This is a genomic window from Caulobacter sp. AP07, from assembly GCF_000281955.1.
GTDB lineage: Bacteria > Pseudomonadota > Alphaproteobacteria > Caulobacterales > Caulobacteraceae > Caulobacter.
The window spans coordinates 1-4,037 of sequence record NZ_AKKF01000267.1 but is presented as its reverse complement, the minus strand read 5'-3'; the positions used below and the strand labels follow the sequence as shown (position 1 = coordinate 4,037).

At 68.0% G+C, this 4,037-nt stretch carries 6 protein-coding genes; 5 read left to right on the top strand and 1 reads right to left on the bottom strand.

Features of this window, described 5'->3' with window-relative positions; translation table 11 throughout:
- Window positions 1-165: 165 nt before the first annotated feature.
- A complete protein-coding gene (locus PMI01_RS23295) occupies window positions 166-555 on the top strand; it encodes a VOC family protein (RefSeq protein ID WP_007675159.1) in 390 nt (129 codons plus the stop codon).
- Between the two features lie 18 nt (window positions 556-573).
- Entirely contained in the window at window positions 574-1,119 is a 546-nt protein-coding gene (locus PMI01_RS23290) for an NADPH-dependent FMN reductase (RefSeq protein WP_007675156.1), read from the top strand.
- On the opposite strand, the gene PMI01_RS23285 is transcribed toward PMI01_RS23290, so the two are convergent.
- Entirely contained in the window at window positions 1,116-1,835 is a 720-nt protein-coding gene (locus PMI01_RS23285) for a DUF6624 domain-containing protein (protein ID WP_007675153.1), read from the bottom strand. The genes PMI01_RS23290 and PMI01_RS23285 overlap by 4 nt on opposite strands.
- A gap of 234 nt (window positions 1,836-2,069) precedes the next feature.
- Between PMI01_RS23285 and PMI01_RS23280 the strand changes: the two genes are divergently transcribed.
- From PMI01_RS23280 to PMI01_RS23275, 3 genes are all read left to right on the top strand, one after another.
- Window positions 2,070-3,272 (top strand): pyridoxal phosphate-dependent aminotransferase, encoded by a 1,203-nt coding sequence (locus PMI01_RS23280; RefSeq protein ID WP_007675150.1) that lies wholly within the window; start codon window positions 2,070-2,072, stop codon window positions 3,270-3,272.
- Window positions 3,273-3,458: 186 nt separating this feature from the next.
- Window positions 3,459-3,620, top strand: coding sequence for a hypothetical protein (locus tag PMI01_RS27535; RefSeq protein WP_007675148.1), 162 nt, complete (start codon window positions 3,459-3,461; stop codon window positions 3,618-3,620).
- Window positions 3,621-3,644: 24 nt separating this feature from the next.
- Complete coding sequence (locus tag PMI01_RS23275) at window positions 3,645-3,905, top strand: hypothetical protein (RefSeq protein WP_007675146.1); 261 nt, start codon at window positions 3,645-3,647, stop codon at window positions 3,903-3,905.
- The last annotated feature ends 132 nt before the right edge of the window (window positions 3,906-4,037 follow it).

Here is a 4,037-nt window from a genome sequence, read left to right as displayed (position 1 = left end):
CGTCAGTATGGGGGTGGTTGTGGGTACGCCAGCGGTGGTGACGCTGATTTTTCTTCAGGGCGTTGAGATCGTTGGGGTTCGTTCGGCCCGCGACGGGGATAGACGCCCGCCCGTCCCCCTTCCCCGCCTCACCTGCTATCCAGGGACGTCACAAAGTGAGTCTCCATGGCCCGCCACCTCGCCCTCCTGTCGCTGCTCGTCGAAGACTACGACCAGGCCCTGGCCTTCTATGTCGGCAAGCTGGGCTTCAGCCTGGTCGAGGACAGCGACCTGGGCGGCGGCAAGCGCTGGGTCGTCGTCTCGCCCGGCCCCGGCGGCTCGCGCTTCCTGCTGGCCCAGGCGGCCGACGACCGCCAGGCGGCGCGGGTCGGCGACCAGGGCGGCGGCCGGGTCTGGCTGTTCCTGCACACCGACGACTTCGCCGGCGACCACGCCCGGATGACCGCGGCCGGCGTGCGGTTCCTGGAGGAACCGCGCCACGAGGCCTATGGCAGCGTGGCGGTGTTCGAGGACCTCTACGGCAACCGCTGGGATCTCTTGCAGCCCAAGACCTGACCTCTATCGGAGCCTTCGATGAAACTTCTCGGCGTTTCCGGCAGCCTGCGGGCCGCCTCGTTCAACACCGCCCTGCTGCACGCCGCCCAGGAGGTGGCGCCGGACGGGGTGACGATCGAGATCTTCCGCCTGCACGACCTGCCGCTGTTCAACCAGGACGTCGAGGACCAGGGCGACCCCGCGCCGGTCACGGCCTGGAAGGACGCCGTGCGCGGCGCCGACGCCCTGCTGCTGGCCTGTCCGGAGTATAACGGCGGGGTGACCGGGGTGCTGAAGAACGCCATCGACTGGGCCTCGCGCGGCGCGCCGTCGGCGCTGCAGGGCAAGACCGCCTGCATCATCGGGGCCTCGCCGGGCGTCACCGGCACGGTGCGGGCCCAGGACGGCCTGCGCCAGTCGCTGCGCAAGGTCTCGGCCGAATACTGGCCGCTGAGCGAGATGCTGGTCGGCCAGGCCCACACCAAGATCGAGGCCGGCGTGCTGAACGACGAGAAAACCCTGGCCTATCTGACCCGGCACCTGGCGGCGTTCGTCGAGCACATGCGGGGCGTCGACCGCCCCTAGTCGAACCGCATGCCTGGCGGCGGCGGCGATCGCGTCTGCGGGCATGGCGGCGAGGCCTGCATCCGCGCCTTGTATTCGACGTACGGCAATTTGAAGCCGATCTCGGACCGGCGCGCCTCCACCTTCGCTTCGTCCTCCATCGGGTAGGGCCGCCACTTGCCGAAGTCGCAGCGAAACTGGGTTCCGTACCGCTGTGGCCGGCCCTCCGAGGTCGCGACACGATCAAACATCAACCCGAAATTCTGACCGTCCGCTTCGCCGTTCCTGGCAAAGGCTTCGAGCTTGGGAAGGAAGCGGCGCTGCATCGCCGTATCGGCATGCTGGACGATGTCGAAGGCCGCGCGGGAAGCCTTGTCGCCGTACCGGCTCCGCGCGAACCAGCCTTCGGGCGGAGCCATCTTCAGAAGTTCGGCCTGGTTCTGCTGGTCGGTCGCCTTCATGGGAACAACCGCCGCCTGAAGGACGGCGTCCCGTTCGGACAGCGGGAGGGTCGAGAAGTCGAAGCTCGTGAGCACCATTCTCGGCGCCCGATCCAGTTCGCCCATCCGCAACAGACGTTCCGTGTCGTTCCCCGGCGGGGGCAACTGGGCCTGCCGAGCGCGCGCCTCATCGACCGACGCCTGAACGGACACAATGAGCGCCTGGCCCTGGGGCGAAAACCGGGACGCGGGCGCGGCGTCGACCATCGCCACCGACAAAAGCAGTTCCACGAACATCCGCCCCTCCGCCCCGCTCAAGATCCGTCGGGCCCGCGCGGACACTCCAAGGTGCTCATGGCGTCAAGAAGGCAACCTCACGTCGCACCGTCGCTCATCCCCCTTCCGGCTCAAGCCCGAGATAACGGCAATTGCGCCCCTCCCGCGTTGCACCGCGGCAAGCGCGGGCGTAAGACCGCCGCAATCCTGAAACCGGTCTTTCGAGTCCACGTCCTCCCAGGGGAGTCCTGAACCATGTCGCTCGAGTCCGCCGCCCTGCGGCGCATCGCCCCGTCCGCCACCATCGCCATCAGCGCCAAGGCGCGCGCCCTGAAAGCGGCTGGCCGGGACGTGATCGCCCTTTCCGCCGGCGAACCGGACTTCGACACCCCCGACAACATCAAGGAAGCCGGCATCGCGGCGATCCGGGCCGGCAAGACCAAGTATACCGACCCCGACGGCATGCCCGAGCTGAAGGCGGCGATCTGCGCCAAGTTCAAGCGCGAGAACGGCCTGGACTACAAGCCGAGCCAGGTCCACGTCGCCCCGGGCGGCAAGCCGGTGATCTTCAACGCCCTGGTCGCCACCCTGAACCCCGGCGACGAGGTGATCATCCCCGCCCCGTACTGGGTGTCGTATCCCGACATGACCCTGCTGGCCGGCGGCACGCCGGTGCCGGTGGAGACCACCGCCGAGAGCGGCTTCAAGCTGACCCCCGGCGCCCTGGAAGCGGCGATCACGCCGAAGACCAAGTGGCTGCTGATCAACAGCCCGTCCAACCCGTCGGGCGGCGCCTATACCCGCGCCGAGCTGCAGGCCCTCGCCGACGTGCTGCTGCGCCATCCGCACGTGTGGGTGCTGACCGACGACATGTACGAGCACCTGGTGTTCGACGACTTCGAGTTCACCACCATCGCCCAGGTCGAGCCCAGGCTCTATGACCGCACCCTGACGATGAACGGCGTGTCGAAGGCCTACGCCATGACCGGCTGGCGGATCGGCTACGCGGCCGGGCCGGAAGCCCTGATCAAGGCCATGGCCAAGATGATCAGCCAGACCACCTCCAACCCCTCGTCCATCTCGCAATGGGCGGCTCTGGAGGCGCTGAACGGCACGCAGGACTTCATCAAGCCGAACGCCAAGCTGTTCCAGGAGCGCCGCGACCTGGTGGTGTCGATGCTGAACCAGGCCCAGGGCCTCCACTGCCCGACCCCGGAAGGCGCGTTCTACGTCTATCCGTCCTGCGCCGGCCTGATCGGCAAGACCGCCCCCAGCGGCAAGGTCATCGAGACCGACGAGGACTTCGCCGGCGAACTGCTGGAGGCCGAGGGCGTGGCCGTGGTGCACGGCGCGGCGTTCGGCCTGTCGCCGTTCTTCCGCATCAGCTACGCCACCAGCAACGACGTGCTGGAGGACGCCTGCGCGCGCATCCAGCGCTTCTGCGGCAACGTGAAATAGGGTCAAGCGCCCGACGATACGGGGACACACACTCATCCCGCCAGCGTCCGACCATACGGACCAAACGCCTCGCGATGAGTGTGTGTCCCCGCCTTCCCCGCCCCGAAACGCAGAAATCGCAACCCTTTCAGCGCGAACCGCGCTAGGGGATCGCCGTCGCGTCTCTGCGACAAAGGAGGTCGCCGCATGGCCCGTACACCGAACTATTCCTTCGAACGCCAGGAACGCGAGCGCCTGAAGGCCCGCAAGGCCGCTGAAAAGGCCGCCGAGAAGGCCGCCGCCAAGGCCGCCGGCCAGCCCTACGGCCAAGACGACGCCGACGCCAAGCCCCCGGCCGACGACCAATAGACCGCGACCGCTGAAAGACCGCCCATGCCCAGCTCGACCGCCTACAACCACGAGACCGTATCGCTGGATGGCGAGCACTTTTCCGACTGCGAGTTCCGCGACTGCCGCCTGACCTACGCCGGCGGCCAGGCCCCGACCTTCGACAACTGCAAGGTCGTGGACTGCGAGTGGAAGTTCGAGGGGCCGGCCGAGCAGACCCTGGCCCACCTGAAGGCGGTGTGGAACGCCGGCGGCAAGGCTCCGGTCCAGGCGCTGATCAAGGAAATCACCGGCGGCGGCCGCTAGGCCTTCTCGGAGCCTTGCGCGCCGACCGGGGTTAGTACTCCAAGGGCAAGGCGCGAGGTTCGAAGAAAACGGCGATGCGCAGCGCGACGGAATGTCTGGTCAAGGCCGCCGAAATGGAATGGCGGGGCCGCC